Source organism: Andreprevotia lacus DSM 23236 (assembly GCF_900176275.1).
Classification (GTDB): domain Bacteria; phylum Pseudomonadota; class Gammaproteobacteria; order Burkholderiales; family Chitinibacteraceae; genus Andreprevotia; species Andreprevotia lacus.
This window is the reverse complement of the sequence record NZ_FWXD01000049.1, coordinates 1-15,103: the sequence shown is the minus strand read 5'-3', so window position 1 is coordinate 15,103 and position 15,103 is coordinate 1. Positions and strand designations below refer to the sequence as shown.

Below are 15,103 nucleotides of genomic sequence, written 5' to 3'. Positions count from 1 at the left end.
CCACGATGGTTTGCGCGGTCTCGGGCGAAATGGTGCGTGGCGAACGGGCTGGGCGTGAGGATTTGTCGAGCAATGCGGGCGCGCCACCGGCCAGGTAGCGGGCCAGCCATTTGCGTGCGGTGACGGCACTGACGCCATGTGTGGCACCGGCTTGTTCCGCGGTGTGGCGCCGCTGGGTGATGTCTTGAACCATTTCAAGGCGACGAAGGTAGGTCAATCGGGCATTCTTATGGGTGTTCATCCGGATCGGGGCTCTGTAGTGACTGGGGGTTTGGCGATTTCCAGTCTCTCAAAATCTCACCGGGTGAACACCCGCAACAACCTATTGAACCTTCACACCTAGTCAGCACCGTTACACCGGGTTTTGTTAGCCGCTCTCGGCGCCAACTACCCGCCACGGCGTTGCTCAGCGTGCCGCAGCAAGCTGTGGTGCGCTGCGTTGCAACGGCGGCAGCCGGGGGGCCGACAAGGCCAGCGCGGCGTGCAGACGCCAGGCGGCGTCGGCGTGCTCGCTGCGCCAGACCAGCCGCCACGGCCGGTGCAGCGGGCCGGTGGCGAGGCGCTTGGCGATCAGGTCGCCCTTGTGCAGATGTGGCGCGGCGATCCATTCGGACAGCACGGCAATGCCCAGATCGGCGCGGGCGAAGTCCAGCAGGGCTTCGGTCAGCGGCAGGTATTGATAGCGCAATGGCTGGTCAGCCGGGCCGGCCACCATGTGATTGAACCAATGCATGCCCGGTGTGGGCAGGTGGGTAGTCAGCAAGGGGCGCGTGGCCAGGTCGGCGCGGCTGAGCGTCTCGCGCTGGGCCAGCGGGCTGCGGCTGGATACGACAAACACTACTTCGTCGGCAAACAGCGCGGTTTCCTGCAGCAGCGTGCTGGCGGGTACGCTGGCGCCGGTCACCAGTGCGACATCGATTTCATTGGCCAGCAAGGCGCTGACCGGGTCTTGCGCGCTTTGCGCGGCAATTTCCAGTTCCAGATCGGGCATGCTCATCCGCAGTTCGGCCAGCACGCTGGGCACCCAGTGATAGGCGGTATAGCACTCGCACACCAGCCGCAGCCGGGTTGGCGTGGCCGCCGGGGCGCACAGCCGTTGCTCCAGCGCCTGCAGATCGGTCAGCAAACGAGGGGCGCTGTCCAGCAGGCATTGCCCGGCTTCGGTGGGCAGCAGGCCCTGCGGGCTGCGGATGAACAGCTGCCGCCCCAGTCGTGCTTCGGCGGCCAGCAGTGCCCGGCTGACGGCGGGCTGGGTCAGGTGCAGCAAGCTGGCTGCGCCTGCCGTGCTGCCGGCGGTGGCCAAAGCCAGCACCAGCCGCAGATCGCGGTGATCAAGGCGCGGATTGGGGATGGGGGCTATGTTGTTCATGCATTGAGTATATGAAACAAATGCGTTGGACGCATCGTTTGGCGGTGGCCACACTGCACTTCATCGTTCACGAGGAGTTGCATCATGTCGCTGCACGCCGACCAAAGCACCGATGTCATTACACGTTTCAACCTGGCCTTCCAGCAATACACGCCCGATGCCTTGCCCGCACTGCTGGCCGAGCATTGCGTGCTGGAAAACACCAGCGCCGGGCCAAATGGCCTGCGCCATGTCGGCCGGGCCGCCTGCCTGGCGGTGTGGCAGGCCATTGCTGCGGATCGCGGCGGGCGCTTCGAGCTGGAAGAGGTCATCGCACTGGGTGACACCACGCTGATCTATTGGTGTTACCACCGCATTTCGCCAGCCAGCAGCACGCGCGGCGTCAACATCATGCGGGTGCAGGATGGCCTGATCGTTGATGCGCGCGGCTATGTGAAAGCCGGCTGAGCCGCTAACAAAACCCTGCAGGTGGCGTTGTGCTCACTGGCCGTACCCCCTTGTACTGTCTGCGTTTCGTGCGCCTTGCCAGCACCGCTTCGCTGGGTTTTGTTGGCGGCTCCACACCGTATCGTCCTTTATCCCTATAGCCATGGAGCACGCCATGCAGAGTTATCACATGAATCTGGGGGCAGGTCTGGATGGCCTGCTGCGCAAAACCCGTCCCGTGCCGCAGCCGGGCAGCGGCGAGGTGCTGGTGAAAGTCGCGGCGGTTTCACTGAACTACCGCGAGCTGATGATCCTGCTGCAGGGGCGTTACCCGCTGCCGGTCAAGCCCGATGTGGTGGCGGTATCGGATGGCGCGGGCGAAGTCGTTGCCGTCGGGCCGGGGGTTACGCAGCGCAAGGTGGGCGAGCGCGTAGTGGCGTCGATTTTCCCGTACTGGCAGGACGGGCCGTTCACGCTGGAGCACGCCGCGCAGCTGGGTGGTTCGCTCGATGGCATGCTGAGCGAATACGTGCTGCTGCCCGAAACGGCCTTGCTGCCGGTGCCGGATTATCTCAGCCTGACGCAGGCCGCTACGCTGCCGTGCGCCGCAGTCACCGCCTGGCATGCGCTCACCGGTGGCCGGCCTTTGCAACCTGGCCAGACGGTGCTGACCTTGGGCACCGGCAGTGTATCGCTGTTTGCGCTGCAGCTGGCGCAGCTGTTTGGCGCACGCGTGATTGCCACGACGTCCAGTGCGGACAAGGCCGCGCGGCTGCGCGAGCTGGGCGCCGATGCGGTGATCGACTACCGCCAGCAGCCCGACTGGGCGGCCGAGGTACGGCGGCTGACGCAGGGGCAGGGGGTGGATCTGGTGGTCGAAGTGGCCGGCGCCACCTTGGCGCAATCGCTGCAGGCGGTGCGTTTGGGTGGCGAGATTGCCTTGATTGGCTCGGTGGGTGGTGGCGGCGCGGTGCTTGATGCAAGTGCAATACTGGCATCTGGTGCCACGTTGCGCCCGCTGGCTGTCGGCAGCCGTGCCCGGTTTGCCGCCATGCTGACGGCCATGGCCGCCGGCAAGGTACAGCCGGTGATCGACCGTGTATTCAGCTTCGCCCAGGTGGCGGAGGCCTTTGCCTATTACGCCGGGCAAAGCGCGCCGGGCAAGGTGGTGATCAAGGTCGGTGCGCTTTAGCGCTGCTAACAAAACCCTGCGGGCGGCGTTACGTTCACTGGCTGTACGGCCGGTTTCTGCCTGCGTTTTGAGTGCCTTGCCAGCATCGCTACACCGGGTTTTGTTGGCGGCTCTTGGGGGCTGGCTGGACGCTGGCCTAGACCAGATCGAAATACCAGGCCAGCCCCACCATGGCGGCAAAGATCAGCAAACCGATCACTTCGGCAGCGGCAAGGCGGTTGTCGGGTTCCTGGTCGGGCTGGGTCATGGTGGCTGGGCTGGTGGGTTGCCGGCTTTGTCAGTGTGCTGCTTTCGCGCCACCAATCTGCCTGCTTGTCATATATAGGCTGACAAGATGCTACCACTGCCAGTACTGCACCGGCGTGACGGCCGACCAGCGTTGCCCCTGGCATGGTGCATGCTGCCCGGCTACAGCCCCTTTTCCACCATATCCAGCAAGCGCTGCCCCAGTGCCTGCCGCATCCCTTCCGGCACGCCTTGCAGTGGGCCTTCGCTGATTAGCAAGGCCAGCCCATGCACGGCAGACCAGGCCAGATATTCCGCCCCCAGCCGCCGCTCGGGCGGCAGCCCGCCGGCAGCAGCCAGGCGTTCCAGCGCCTGACTGAGCAACTGGAACGGGTTCAGCCCGCTGTTCCCAGCCTTGGCCGGGTCGGCATCGGCCTCCACGCCTTCGTGAAAGAAAAATGCCGTCTTGAACAAACCCGGCTCGGCATGCGCATAGTGCAGATAGCCGGTGCCCACCGCCCGCACGCAGCCCTGCGCATACGCCAGCGGCGGCAGGGTGGGGGAGAGCTTGTCCAGCTCGGTTTCCATGGCGATGGCCACTTGCGACAGCGCATGGGCACGCACCGCGCGCAGCAGGTCGTCGCGGTTGGCAAAGTGGCGGTAGGCCGCATTGGGCACCACGCCGGCCTGACGGGTGGCCTCGCGCAGTACTACGGCCTCCGGCCCGCCGTTGCGGGCCAGTGCAATGCCAGCTTCGAGCAAGGCGCGGCGCAGATCGCCATGCCGGTAATTACGCCGCTGTGACGGCTTGTTGTCGTTTTCTTCGATCATGACGTAACCAATGTGTACACCGTCCATTATTCCATGTTATTGTATGTGGACGGCGTACACATTTTGTTCATCTTCCCCGTTGCGCCGCCAGCCGGTACCCCTGTCCAGACCCATTGTTTGATATTGAGGAAGCAAGACCATGAACAAGCTGAATGTGTATCTGACTTTCAACGGCGACTGTGGCGAAGCCATGCGCTTTTATGCCGAGGCCCTGAGCGGCGAGCTGCACCTGATGACCGTGGGCGAGTCGCCGGTGGCCGAGCAAGTGCCCGCTGCCAATGCCAACCTCATCATGCACGCCTGCCTGACCATCCCGCAGGGCAACTTCATGGCATCCGACTGGATGGAAGGCTGTGGCGTGGCGTACGAGGGCAAGAAGGGTTTCTCGCTCAACCTGACCTACCCGACCGTGGAAGAAGCCACCAAGCGCTTCAACGCGCTGAGCGCCGGTGGCCAGATCACCATGCCGTTCGGCCAGACCTTCTGGGCCGAGGCATCGGGCATGGTCACCGACCGCTTCGGCACGCCATGGATCGTGAATGGCGGCAAGATACTCGGCGCGGATTGAGCACGGCGAACAAAGCCCTGCTGGCTGTGCTGCCGTACGCCTTGTACTGTCTGCATTTCGCATGCCTTGTCAGTACAGCTTTGCCGGGTTTTGTCAGCTGCGCCAGGCGCTTGCTGTTGCTGCACAAAAAGCCTCGCAGATGCGAGGCTTTTTGCTGCGTAGCGCACGTGATATGCCAGTCATTCGCGCACTGCGCTTGCGCTGCTGCTTGCTCGACTCGAGCCTGCAGGCCCCAGCAATGCCAGCTCGGCTGCTGCGGCAATCTGTTCGGCAAAAGCCGGGCTGTCTACCGCGCGTGCCAGCGTGACCGCGCCGGTCAGCGCGGCCAGTGCAGCGCACGCATCCTCAACGTTTGCGGGTGCGCGCGCCGACGGGGGGCCGTCGATGATGGCTTGCGCGACTTCACGCAATGCGGCCTCGAAGGCCGCGCGTGATTGCGGGTCGGAGCGTGCAACCTCGGTGGGCATGGACTGCAGCGTGCAGCCTTCGGACAGGTCACAGGTGCGCTTTACGCTGAGATAGAAGCGCACGAACTCGGCCCACCAGGCGGGCCCGTGCTCGGCCTGGAAGTAGCGGATGCCGCCGTGCAGCTCGGCCATGCCATGTGTGAGCGATTCGCGGAAGGCGTCGCCCTTGGAGTCGAAGTGCACGTAAAAGGCCCCCGAGGTAACGCCGGCCTCTTTCGCCAGACCGTCCACCCCCGTTCCGGCATATCCGCCCTTGCGAAACGCGCGTCCGGCACCCTCGATGATGCGCTGGCGCGTTTGCGCCTTCTGTTCTGATCTGGACATCGGTAATCCCGTTGAACACGTATGAGTACATTGTACTTGTTCGAAGAACGATCGTTATGTATTGTGAAATAACGTTCGTTATGTGAATCCCGGTGGGCGGGACCACAACGTGACGTCCTCGACAAACAAACCGGAGTCATACATGCCCCTTACTCTTACGCTGACCGAAGGCGTGCTGCCTGCAGGTCAGGAACAACTTGCCTTTACCCGACTGTCGGACGCCATGATCAAATGGCACGGCTGGACCGGAAACGCAGCCATTACGGCAAACATCGTCGGTTCCATCCACATCCTGCCCGTCTCGCAAACGTTCTCCGGATCGCAGCCGGCCTCCGTCGCCTTTGTTGAATGGAAGGTGCCGGCATTTGCATTCAGCAGCCGCGAGATCCAGTCGGGGTATATCGAGGAGGCCACCAGCATCATTCACGCGATGTCGGGTGGGCGGCAGCCCAGGGAGCGTATCTGGGTCAACGTGGTGCACGCCGTGGACGGCGCGTGGGGCATCGGCGGCATGGCGCTGACCAACGCCCAGCTTGCCGGCTGATCAGTGCCCATGAGGAGCAAGGCGATGCTGCTTTCGAACTACCTGTTCTTTACCGATACCTGCGAGGAGGCACTGCGCTTTTACGAGGCATGTGGCCTGGGCAGGGTTGTCGAGATGCTGCGCTATGGCGTGGACGGCTTGCCAGCCCGCAACGCGGCAATGCATGGCAAGGTCATGCACGCCAAGTTCGAAGGGGAGGGGGTCGCCTTCCATGCCTCGGACAATGATGATGCCGAGCCGATGCGCGGCTCGGCACATCATCTGGCCATGGACGACCGGGCATCAACCACGCGGCTGTTCAATGCCTTGAGTGCGGGAGGCCAGGTCACGACTGCGCTCGGTATCCAGCCATGGGGTGATTACTACGGCAAGCTCACCGACAGGTTCGGCGTGCAATGGATGCTGAATTGCCATGAGCCAGTGCAGCAGGGAATACCGCCAGAGCAAGCCGCCTGAGCGTTCAGAAGCACCAGTTGAACTGCTTGCAAACAACGTGCGACAGCCCTTCGCGGATCAGCCAGGACTTGAATACGTTGTGCGTGCCGGGCAGCACGCTGTTGACGGCGGGTTCGGCCAGGGTCAGGCCGTCCTCGCTGTTGGTGAGGATGACCACGGCATCACCTGTGTTCACCGATGCCATCGCAAAGGCGCGGTAGCCGGGGTTGTTGCCCCATTGCCAGAGGTAAGTATCCTGCTCGCCGTGTTCGATGCCCCAGCCCAGCCCCCAGGCCAGTCCCAGTCCGGGCTGCACCGGAGCGGGGGCTTGGGTGATCTGTTGCAGCAGTTGCCGGTCGGCCAGCAGTGCGGCCAGAAACGTGGCGTAGTCCCGCGCTGAGGTATGCAGCGACAGGGGAGCCAGGGCCTCGGGCAGTGCCATGTAGCGCGGCATGCCGGGCACGAAGGCCGGGGCAAATCGCGGTTGCCAGCGGAATGCGCTGTTGCGCATGCCCAGCGGCGCGAACACCCGCTGTTGCATGAGGTCATCCAGCGTTTGGTGTGTGATGGATTCAAGCACGCGTTGCAGCAACACATAGCCCTCGCCCGAGTATTGCCAGCTGCTGCCCGGCGGGAAGTCGAAGGCGAGCGCCCCGTCTGACCAGTTGGGCAGGCCGGCTGTGTGCTGCAGCAGCATGCGCGCTGTCACCGCCTGCAGTTCGGGTGCGGCCACGCGATCGGTGACGGGCGGCTGGCCGAAGGCAAACGTGTTCTGCACATGCAGATAACCCTGCGGCAGATAGTGCACCAGCGGTGTATCCAGATCGAGCATGCCCTCTTGGGCGAGCTTGAGCACCGCATAGGCAAACACCGGCTTGCTGAGCGATGCCGCTTGAAAGACCGAATCCGCAGCAGGTTCAAACCCCGGCTCGCACCCGCTGGCGCCGCCCGAATCGGCCAGCTGGCCGGCTTGCACCGTGGCGTAGGCCACTGCGCACACATGCTTGGCACGTGCACGGCGCGCGATGCTCTGCTGCAGCTCGCTCGGTGCTGCTGGCGCAGCCTCGACACACAGCGGCAGCAGGCAGGCAAGCAGCAGGGCTACAGCGCTGGCAAGGCGGGGCTTGCGGATAGGGGGAAAGGTGAAGCGCATATGTTAGCAAGTCCCGCCTCGGGGCTGTTTCTGCCCTGCGATCTGGTTCAACAGCCCGATCCATGCCGGGCAAGCAATGGTTGGCTGCGCTGGCAGCAGCAATGTGGACGCCATGACTGCACAATTTCACGGATGAGAATAAGCAGGAAACCAGTTCACCATGATTCTTTGCGACAGTATGCTGATTTCCTGACTCATGCATTGGTATTTTTCTTCCGTTCTTTATGGGTCTTTTGAAAGTACGGTGTTGTATTTAAGCCATCAAATTTTAGCAAATACTGATGTTTGAATTGCCGACATGACAGGCGCATGCTTCAATGCCCCTGCCGTCGACGTGTTGCAAAGCCAACAGCGGCGGCCCACTCGCATGCCGCGAGGAGGACTTTCACCACACACTGGATAAGGATGATGACGATGAAGAAGATTTCCGCACTGCTGATGGTTCTGGGCCTGACTTTCGCCGTTGCTGGCCCGGCCATGGCCGAATCGCTGTGGTGCGATATCAAGCACAACTACTGTGACACTGGCCATGACAACCCGGTGTGCATCACAGCACGCGCCAACTGCCCGAACTAAGCTTCCGTTCCTGGCAGTCGCAAGCAAACCCCGCCAAGGCGGGGTTTGTTTTTTTTGGCTTGGAGCCGCTAGGGCCTGTTAACACTTATTTCACGCTTGCGTTCGGGGTAGTTCGGGATGGAGCGCAAGGCGCAGAACGCGCCGCGGTACGGGTACCGCAAGCGGTTTGCAAGGCAGCGAACCGCCCGAAATACCCCGAACCCGCAGGGCTGGGCCGCAAAGAGGCCATCTACGGCGTTACGCGCCTTGGCAATAACCGGTTATTGCCTGCGTTGCGTGCCTTGTAGCTGACCTCTTTGCGGCCCAGCGCAAGCGCGAAATAAGTGTTAACAGGCCCTACAAAACCCAGTGTAGCGGTGCTGGCAAGGCACGCGAAACGCAGACAGAACCTGGCCGTACGGCCAGTGAGCGTGACGCCGCCAGCAGGGTAGCGGCTCTTAGCGCTGCAGCAGCGCCAGTGCGGCTGCGTAGCCATCCGGCGCGGCCAGTGTCCAGGCGCTGATCTGTGGCGCGGCGCAGTCGAAGTGCACGGCCAGGCGGCCGTCGGGCTGTGGCAACACGCTGAGCGCGGGCAGGTGGGTGGCAATACCTACGCCCCAGGCCTTGAGCACCGCCTCTTTGCCGCTCCAGATCGCATAGGCGCTGCCGGGGTGGCGCTGGCCATGCGCATGCTCGGCCATGCTGAACACGCCGGGTACGCTGTCGAACAGCTGGCCATGGTTGGTGCGCTCGATATCCACGCCCACCGGCCCGTGGGTGGACAGCGCCAGCAGCGCGTGATCGCCCGCGTGCGATACGTTGAACCACAGCGGCGTGCCGTCAGCCAGTTCGGGCTTGCCTTGTGCGCTATAGGCCAGTGCCACCTGCAGCGGCGCGCAGCCCAGTTGCAGCGCCAGCAGCCGGCGCAGTGCCTGCCGCGTCAGCGCATGGCGCCATTGGTCTTCCGGCCGGCGGTAGCGCAGGCAGCGGGCCTGTTCGTCGTTGCTGAGATCGGCCAGCGGCAGCACCCCGGCGCGTGCACGCGCAGGGGCGATATCCAGCCGCCACAGCGCGGTGTGCACGCTGCCACACGCGGCGGGCAGGTGCAGCAGGGCGGTCAGCGTGTCGGCTGGGGCGGATAGCAGGGCGGGCAGGAGGGCGTTCAGCACGTCGGCGCCGGATGGTGGCAACGCCGTGATGATACCGGTCTTGTGTTGCACTGTGCCGGCGCAGATGGCCGGGCACTGTCACGCGGCGTGCATGCGATTCTGTATACACTATGCGTCGGCGCGATTATCGCGCGCCGGGCGGTTGTGCCGCCTTCCTTCAGACCGCTGTTCAGGCGGTTTCTGCACTACGGGTTTCTTCATGCGCCAGCATCATTTCTTCCGCACCGCCGTCATCCTCGGCCTGCTGTCGGCCATCGGGCCGTTTGCCATCGACATGTATCTGCCGGCGCTGCCGTCCATCGGCGCCAGCCTGCATGCGTCCACCGGCGCCGTGCTGGCCAGCCTGATGGCCTTCTTCATTGCGCTGGGCATCGGCCAGATCATTTACGGCCCGGTGTCCGACATGGTGGGGCGCAAGCCGCCGCTGTATTTCGGCCTGTTGCTGTTTGCTGCCGGTAGTGTGGGCTGCGCGCTGGCGCCGGATATCCAGACGCTGATCGTGCTGCGTTTCTTCCAAGGGCTGGGCGCCTGCGCCGGCATGGTGATCCCGCGCGCGGTGGTGCGTGACCTGCACACCGGCAATGATGCGGCACGGCTGATGTCGCTGCTGATGCTGGTGTTCAGCGTGTCGCCCATCCTGGCGCCACTGTCGGGCAGTTTCCTGATCGAATGGCAGGGCTGGCGCGCGGTGTTCTGGGCGGTGCTGGTGGCGGCGGTGCTGGGGCTGGTGCTGCTGGCCACCAGCCTGCCGGAAACACGCGGGCGCGAGGAACGCGTGAACAGCAGTGTGGCCGGTGCACTGGCGGCGTATGGCGAGCTGCTGCGCGATGTGCATTTCCTTGGCCTGGTGTTCATCGGCGCCTTCGGCATTGCCAGCTTCTTTGCCTATCTGGCGCATTCGTCCTTTGTGCTGATCGAGCATTATGGCCTGACGCCACGCCAGTACAGTTTTGCCTTTGCTGCCAACGCGGCGTCCTTCATCGGTGTATCGCAGTTCACCGGCCGGCTGGCTGGCCGCTTCGGGCTGGTGCCCATGGTGCGCGTGGCCGTCGGCGGCTATGCGCTGGTGATGGTGGTCCTGCTGGCGCTCAATCTGGCCGGCTTTACCCAGCTGCCGGTGATGATTGCGCTGCTGTTCGTCGGTTACGGCTTCCTTGGTCTGGTGGTGCCGGCCACGGCGGTGCTGGCGCTGGAAGAACACGGCGCGATTGCCGGTACCGCATCGGCGCTGATGGGCACGCTGCAGTTCGTGGTGGGCGCGCTGACCATGTGGGTGGTGGGCCTGTTCGTGAACGGTACGGCGCGGCCGATGATTGCCGGCATTACCGGCGCGGCCGTGCTGGCCTTTTTGCTGGCGCGCATCACCCTGCGCAAGGGCGGCCACGTGCAGCGCATGGCCGAGCAGGCGCATTCGGTTTCCTGACCCGGCCCGGAGCGCGCTGCACCGGCCGGGCGCCCCTTGATGCTAGCTGGGCTCGGTCGCGTCGGCCGTGAATGCCCAGCCCTGGCGCGGCTGTTTGCGCCATTGCGTGCACCACAAGGGGAATTGCCCTGCCGGCATTGGCCGCGCGATGCCATAGCCCTGCGCCTGCCGGCAGCCCAGCGCACGCAGTGCCGCGCCGTGCTCGGCGGTTTCCACGCCTTCCGCAATCACCTCGCGGCCGAATACCTTGGCCAGTTGCACCACGCTTTCCACGATGCCAAGGTCGTCGTGGTCCACCAGCATGTCGCGCACAAAGCTCTGGTCGATCTTGAGGGTATCGATGGGCAGCTTGCGCAGATAGGTGAGCGATGAATAGCCGGTGCCGAAGTCATCCAGCGCAAAGCGGATGCCCAGCCGCTTGCAGCGCCCCAGAATGTCGATGGCCTGCTGCATGTCGCTGATGGCTGCGCTTTCCAGCACCTCCAGCTCCAGCAACTGTGGTGGCAGCGCCGGATAGCGCCGTAACGCCTGCGCCAGATAGTCATAGAAGCCGGGCTGCAACAGGTGATTGGCGCTGATATTGCTGCTGACGGTAATGCTCAGCCCCATGCTTTGCCAGTATGCAATTTGCGCCAGGCTGCGCTCGATCACCCATTCACCGAACTCGCGCTCCAGCTCGCTGCCGTGCAATTGGGGCAGGAATTCGCCGGGTGCCAGCACACCGCGCTCGGGGTGCTGCCAGCGCAGCAATGCCTCGGCACCGATGATGTCACCGTTGAGCAAGTCCACCTTGGGCTGGTAGTAGAGCACGAACTGATCATGCACCAATGCCTGCGCCAGTTGCTCGAGCTGTTTGCGGCGGGTTTGCGCCTTGCGGTCGCTTTCCGGGTCGAACAGCTGGAAGCGGTTCTTGCCGGCCTCCTTGGCCAGATACATGGCCTGATCGGCATGGCGCAACAGCGTATCGGCATCGGCATTATCGGCCGGGTAGAGGCTGACGCCGATGCTGGCCGAGACGGTCAGCGTCAATCCGTCGATGGCGACCGGCATGGCGGCGGCCTGCAGCACGCGCTCCAGGATCAGCGTGCACTCCTCGGGGGAGTGGACTTCGGACAGGATGAGCACGAACTCGTCGCCACCCAGCCGGGCCAGCGTGTCGTCGGCGCGCAGGACTTCTTTCAGGTGTTCGGCAACACCGATCAGCAAGGCATCGCCGGTATTGTGGCCATGCCGGTCATTGATCGCCTTGAAACCATCGAGGTCCAGAAAGGCAATCGCGCTGGATTTGCCGCTGCGGCTGGAGCGCAGGATGGATTGTTGCAGCCGGTCGGCCAGCAGGCGGCGGTTGGGCAGGCCGGTGAGCGCATCGTAGTGTGCGACGCGATCAAGCTCGGCCTCGTGCGCCTTGATCTGGCTGATGTCGGCAAATACGCCGATGTATTGCTGCACGCGTCCCTGGGCATCACGCACCACCGAGATCGACAGCAGCTCGGCATACACCTCGCCGTTCTTGCGCCGGTTCCAGATTTCGCCGCGCCAGAAGTCGTTGGCCTGGATGGATTGCCACATGGTTTCGTAAAACTGCGGCCCGTGCTGGCCTGACGACAGCATGCGCGGCGACTGGCCGATGGCCTCGGCCTCGCTGTAGCCGGTGATGCGGCTGAAGGCCGGGTTGATCTGGCTGATGCGCCGGTCCGTTCCGACGATCATGATGCCCTCGTAACTGCTGCGGAAGACGGCGTTGGCGCTGCGTTGCGCTTCCTCATGCTTTTTGCGCTCGTTGATGTCGGTATGGGTGCCCGACATGGTCAGCGGCTTGCCTTCCTCATCCCGTTCCACCACGCGGCCGCGCGACAGCAGCCAGCACCAGCTGCCCTGCTTGGTAAGTGCACGGAACTCCGCCTGGAAGTAGGGCGTTTCCCCTTCGAAGTGGCGCTGCAGCGCCTCCATGGTGGGGCCGTAGTCGTCCGGATGTAGATACCGGGGCCAATTTTCCGGTTGCAACCGCATCTCACCGGCCTCATAGCCCAGCATGGTCTCAAAGCGCGTGCTGACCGAAAAAACATTGCTGCGCAGGTTCCAGTCCCAGTAACCCTGATCGCTGCCATCCAGCACGCGGGCCAGCTGTGCTTCGCGCTCGCGCAATATCTGCGCGGCGCGTCGCTGCTCGCTCAGGTCGCGGCCAAATGCCATATAGCGGCCGTCGTGCATGTGTGCCGTGGTCAGATCGACCGCAATGCTGCTGCCGTCGGCGCGCGCCAGCAGCCATTCCTGCCGCAACGAGGGCACGCGGGCCAGCTTGCTCAGGTGCTCTGGCAGGCGCGGCAGGTCTGTGGGTGCGATCAAATCGGGAATGCGCATGTCCTGCAGCTGGTCCAGGCTATGGCCGGTCAGGCGGCAGGCGGCCTCGTTGGCGTATTCATAGCGGCCCTGCTGGTCGGTAATCCACACCGCATCGCCGGCTTCGTTGAGCACCATGCGGAAATGATCGTCAGCCTGCTTGCGCTCGGTGATGTCGGAAACGGTGCCGACCAGCCGGGTGGCGCGGCCGCTGGCATCGCGCGCCACGGCCCGCCCGCGTGCCCAGATCCACCGCTCGCCCTTTTCCGGATGGCGGATGCGGTAATCCTGTTCAAGGGTCGGGGTTTCGCCAGCCAGATGCCGTTCCATGGCAGCCAGCATCGGCGTGACGTCGTCGGGGTGCATCAGCTTGAGGAAGAAACCCAGATCGCCCTGGTCGGCGCTGGCCGGCTGACCGAACAGCTCGTAATAGCGCGGCGAGCGATAGACATGCCCGCTGATGACGTTCCAGTCCCAGAATCCGTCCGATGCCGCATCGACAATGCGCTGCAGCCGTTCCTCGCTGCGTGCGAGCTGCAGCAGCGCCAGCTTGCGCTCGGTAATGTCCTGCACCGTGCCGTGCAGCAGCACGGTGCGACCTGCCGCATCGCACACCGCCTCGCCACGTGCGGTGATCCAGCAATGGCTGCCGTCGCTGCGCACCACTTCCGCATCCACCTCGTAGGGGATGCCGTCGCGCAGTGCCTGCTCCACCGCAGCCTGCAGCTCGGCCCAGCTATCTGGCTCGAAGTAGCCGGCCACCTCGGGATAGCCGGCCGGCCCGAGTGCCGGATCGCGGCCATACAGGCGGTAGATTTGTGCCGACCAGCGATGTGTATCGGTGGCTACATCCCATTCCCAGTGGCCGATGCCGGCAATCGTCTGCGCCTCGCGCAGCGCGCGCTCGCTGCCCTCCAGCTCGGCCTGCGCGCGAACCTGCGCGGTGATGTCGCGCGAGATGCCGAACAGGCCGGCTACCCTGCCATCGCTGTCGTGCACTGGCCCCTTGGTGACCAGAAAGGTCATGGTGCGGCCATCGCTCATGGTCAGGTGTTCTTCATGTGTCCGCACCTGCCCCTGCTGCATCACGTCCAGGTCCAGCTCGCGCAGTACCCGTGCCGATTCGGCATCGAACAGTGCATTATCGTCACGGCCGAGGATGTCGCCGATAGTCTTGCCGGCAAAGTCGGCCGCCGCCTGGTTGACCATCTGGTAGCGACCCTGCACATCCTTGATGAAGATTGCATCGGTCGTGCCGGCCACCACCGCGCTGAGCAATTGCTGTTGCTGTTGCAGCGCGTGGCGCGATGCGCGCATCTGCTCGCACAGCAGGCTGATGGCCAGGCCATTGCCCAGCAGCAGCGCCCACTGGAAACGATCATGCGCGGCGCTGGCCGCGCTGTGCAGATGCGGCTCGGCCAACCAGTCCACCCCGGCAGCGGCCAGCACCGTAGCCAGCAAGCCCGGCCACAGCCCGCCGAAGGCCGCGCTGAGTACGATGGGCAACACGTACAGAACCATCAGCGGGCCTACTTCGGAGCCTGTGGGCAACACCACCCGCAGGGCCAGCATGCAGGCCACCAGCAGGGTGGCCACCAGGCAGTGCACGAGCAAAGGTGACCAGCGTCGGCGGGGCGAGGCGGGCCGTAACGCAACGATCAGCGGCGTGGCCGCAGGCACACTGCGCAATGCCAGATAAATGGCGACGGATGAGGCCAGCACAAAAAACAGCCCCTTGATCGACGACAGGCGCACCAGCCATTCCTGATTGCTGACGGCAACGAGCAAAGCATCGGAGCACAGTATCCAGACCAGCGACAGCAGCAGATAGGCCAGTGTGACGGTCTTGATGTAGTGATGGCGCGACATTCCTTGCATGGGCTGATCCGTGGTTGCCGGGCCCTGGCACGGCAGGGCGGACTGCGGGGGGAGCGTGGCAGTTGCCAGCCTCTTTCATTAGTTATATGCCATTCTGGCGGGATCAAAAGAGCGGAGCCCGGCTTGCGTGCGGCTGGACACGCTTGGAAGCACGATGATCAGGTATTAGGGCCTGTTAACACTTATTTCGCGCTTGCGCTGGGC

General features: G+C 64.0%; 14 protein-coding genes. 7 read left to right on the top strand and 7 right to left on the bottom strand.

Annotated features, from left to right (window positions below):
- Together B9A19_RS21100 and B9A19_RS21095 are read right to left on the bottom strand one after the other, a co-directional pair.
- Positions 1 to 241: leucine zipper domain-containing protein (locus B9A19_RS21100; protein WP_139798784.1), on the bottom strand; the 241-nt coding region annotated here is incomplete at its 3' end.
- A 165-nt stretch (positions 242 to 406) separates the two neighbouring features.
- Positions 407 to 1,369, bottom strand: a complete 963-nt coding sequence (locus B9A19_RS21095) for a LysR family transcriptional regulator (RefSeq protein WP_084093128.1) — start codon at positions 1,367 to 1,369, stop codon at positions 407 to 409.
- Positions 1,370 to 1,453: 84 nt separating this feature from the next.
- Here B9A19_RS21095 and B9A19_RS21090 point away from each other — a divergent pair, with 84 nt between their 5' ends.
- The gene (locus tag B9A19_RS21090; RefSeq protein ID WP_084093127.1) at positions 1,454 to 1,816 is read left to right on the top strand and encodes a nuclear transport factor 2 family protein; all 363 of its coding nucleotides are present in this window, start codon (positions 1,454 to 1,456) and stop codon (positions 1,814 to 1,816) included.
- Positions 1,817 to 1,970: 154 nt separating this feature from the next.
- Positions 1,971 to 2,987: a zinc-dependent alcohol dehydrogenase family protein gene (locus tag B9A19_RS21085; RefSeq protein ID WP_084093130.1), complete on the top strand. Its 1,017-nt coding sequence runs from the start codon at positions 1,971 to 1,973 to the stop codon at positions 2,985 to 2,987.
- A gap of 408 nt (positions 2,988 to 3,395) precedes the next feature.
- On the opposite strand, the gene B9A19_RS21080 is transcribed toward B9A19_RS21085, so the two are convergent.
- Positions 3,396 to 4,043, bottom strand: coding sequence for a TetR/AcrR family transcriptional regulator (locus B9A19_RS21080; protein WP_084093129.1), 648 nt, complete (start codon positions 4,041 to 4,043; stop codon positions 3,396 to 3,398).
- Positions 4,044 to 4,182: 139 nt separating this feature from the next.
- Between B9A19_RS21080 and B9A19_RS21075 the strand changes: the two genes are divergently transcribed.
- Positions 4,183 to 4,611 (top strand): VOC family protein, encoded by a 429-nt coding sequence (locus B9A19_RS21075; RefSeq protein WP_084093126.1) that lies wholly within the window; start codon positions 4,183 to 4,185, stop codon positions 4,609 to 4,611.
- 179 nt (positions 4,612 to 4,790) lie between these two features.
- Here the strand turns inward: B9A19_RS21075 and B9A19_RS21070 are convergent, their stop codons facing one another.
- Entirely contained in the window at positions 4,791 to 5,402 is a 612-nt protein-coding gene (locus tag B9A19_RS21070; RefSeq protein WP_084093125.1) for a TetR/AcrR family transcriptional regulator, read from the bottom strand.
- A gap of 142 nt (positions 5,403 to 5,544) precedes the next feature.
- Between B9A19_RS21070 and B9A19_RS21065 the strand changes: the two genes are divergently transcribed.
- Positions 5,545 to 5,946, top strand: a complete 402-nt coding sequence (locus tag B9A19_RS21065; protein ID WP_084093124.1) for a 4-oxalocrotonate tautomerase — start codon at positions 5,545 to 5,547, stop codon at positions 5,944 to 5,946.
- Positions 5,947 to 5,970: 24 nt separating this feature from the next.
- Positions 5,971 to 6,402 (top strand): VOC family protein, encoded by a 432-nt coding sequence (locus tag B9A19_RS21060; protein ID WP_084093123.1) that lies wholly within the window; start codon positions 5,971 to 5,973, stop codon positions 6,400 to 6,402.
- Between the two features lie 4 nt (positions 6,403 to 6,406).
- Here B9A19_RS21060 and B9A19_RS21055 read toward each other — a convergent pair whose 3' ends face one another.
- Positions 6,407 to 7,534: a serine hydrolase domain-containing protein gene (locus tag B9A19_RS21055; protein WP_084093122.1), complete on the bottom strand. Its 1,128-nt coding sequence runs from the start codon at positions 7,532 to 7,534 to the stop codon at positions 6,407 to 6,409.
- Positions 7,535 to 7,948: 414 nt separating this feature from the next.
- On the opposite strand from B9A19_RS21055, the gene B9A19_RS22725 reads away from it, so the two are divergent.
- Positions 7,949 to 8,110 carry a hypothetical protein gene (locus B9A19_RS22725; protein WP_176217053.1) on the top strand — a complete coding sequence of 54 codons (162 nt, stop codon included), beginning with the start codon at positions 7,949 to 7,951 and terminating at the stop codon, positions 8,108 to 8,110.
- A 437-nt stretch (positions 8,111 to 8,547) separates the two neighbouring features.
- Here the strand turns inward: B9A19_RS22725 and B9A19_RS21050 are convergent, their stop codons facing one another.
- Positions 8,548 to 9,258, bottom strand: a complete 711-nt coding sequence (locus tag B9A19_RS21050; RefSeq protein WP_176217052.1) for a 4'-phosphopantetheinyl transferase family protein — start codon at positions 9,256 to 9,258, stop codon at positions 8,548 to 8,550.
- Positions 9,259 to 9,457: 199 nt separating this feature from the next.
- On the opposite strand from B9A19_RS21050, the gene B9A19_RS21045 reads away from it, so the two are divergent.
- A complete protein-coding gene (locus tag B9A19_RS21045; RefSeq protein ID WP_084093120.1) occupies positions 9,458 to 10,681 on the top strand; it encodes a multidrug effflux MFS transporter in 1,224 nt (407 codons plus the stop codon).
- A gap of 42 nt (positions 10,682 to 10,723) precedes the next feature.
- On the opposite strand, the gene B9A19_RS21040 is transcribed toward B9A19_RS21045, so the two are convergent.
- On the bottom strand, positions 10,724 to 14,899 hold the full coding sequence (locus B9A19_RS21040) for a PAS domain S-box protein (RefSeq protein WP_084093119.1): 4,176 nt from the start codon (positions 14,897 to 14,899) through the stop codon (positions 10,724 to 10,726).
- Positions 14,900 to 15,103 lie beyond the last annotated feature (204 nt).

What these genes read in the sequence shown, in the direction of transcription:
- B9A19_RS21095 (WP_084093128.1), bottom strand. Translation starts at nt 1,369, where the DNA reads ATGAACAACATAGCCCCCATCCCCAATCCGCGCCTTGATCACCGCGAT.
- B9A19_RS21090 (WP_084093127.1), top strand. Translation starts at nt 1,454, where the DNA reads ATGTCGCTGCACGCCGACCAAAGCACCGATGTCATTACACGTTTCAAC.
- B9A19_RS21085 (WP_084093130.1), top strand. Translation starts at nt 1,971, where the DNA reads ATGCAGAGTTATCACATGAATCTGGGGGCAGGTCTGGATGGCCTGCTG.
- B9A19_RS21080 (WP_084093129.1), bottom strand. Translation starts at nt 4,043, where the DNA reads ATGATCGAAGAAAACGACAACAAGCCGTCACAGCGGCGTAATTACCGG.
- B9A19_RS21075 (WP_084093126.1), top strand. Translation starts at nt 4,183, where the DNA reads ATGAACAAGCTGAATGTGTATCTGACTTTCAACGGCGACTGTGGCGAA.
- B9A19_RS21070 (WP_084093125.1), bottom strand. Translation starts at nt 5,402, where the DNA reads ATGTCCAGATCAGAACAGAAGGCGCAAACGCGCCAGCGCATCATCGAG.
- B9A19_RS21065 (WP_084093124.1), top strand. Translation starts at nt 5,545, where the DNA reads ATGCCCCTTACTCTTACGCTGACCGAAGGCGTGCTGCCTGCAGGTCAG.
- B9A19_RS21060 (WP_084093123.1), top strand. Translation starts at nt 5,971, where the DNA reads ATGCTGCTTTCGAACTACCTGTTCTTTACCGATACCTGCGAGGAGGCA.
- B9A19_RS21055 (WP_084093122.1), bottom strand. Translation starts at nt 7,534, where the DNA reads ATGCGCTTCACCTTTCCCCCTATCCGCAAGCCCCGCCTTGCCAGCGCT.
- B9A19_RS22725 (WP_176217053.1), top strand. Translation starts at nt 7,949, where the DNA reads ATGAAGAAGATTTCCGCACTGCTGATGGTTCTGGGCCTGACTTTCGCC.
- B9A19_RS21045 (WP_084093120.1), top strand. Translation starts at nt 9,458, where the DNA reads ATGCGCCAGCATCATTTCTTCCGCACCGCCGTCATCCTCGGCCTGCTG.
- B9A19_RS21040 (WP_084093119.1), bottom strand. Translation starts at nt 14,899, where the DNA reads ATGCAAGGAATGTCGCGCCATCACTACATCAAGACCGTCACACTGGCC.